This is a genomic window from Bacillus cereus group sp. N24 (assembly GCF_016483345.1).
In the GTDB taxonomy this organism is placed as follows: domain Bacteria; phylum Bacillota; class Bacilli; order Bacillales; family Bacillaceae_G; genus Bacillus_A; species Bacillus_A toyonensis.
Genome location: NZ_JAEHCA010000173.1, coordinates 1 through 229 on the forward strand (window position 1 = coordinate 1; position 229 = coordinate 229).

Below are 229 nucleotides of genomic sequence, written 5' to 3' on the forward strand. Positions count from 1 at the left end.
TACGTATACAACAGGTTTTGGCAATGTACCGGAACGTGTTTTAGACTTTTTAGAACGCAATAATGAAAAATTAAAAGGCGTATCTGCAAGCGGCAATCGTAATTGGGGAGACATGTTCGGTGCAAGTGCTGACAAAATTTCTACTAAATATGAAGTGCCTATTGTATCAAAATTTGAGTTATCTGGAACAAATAATGATGTAGAATATTTTAAAGAAAGGGTGCGGGAG

At 36.2% G+C, this 229-nt stretch carries 1 protein-coding gene; it reads left to right on the forward strand.

Features of this window, described 5'->3' with window-relative positions; all coding sequences use genetic code 11:
- Nucleotides 1–229: class Ib ribonucleoside-diphosphate reductase assembly flavoprotein NrdI (gene nrdI / locus JDS95_RS30915; protein WP_199691079.1), on the forward strand; the 229-nt coding region annotated here is incomplete at both ends.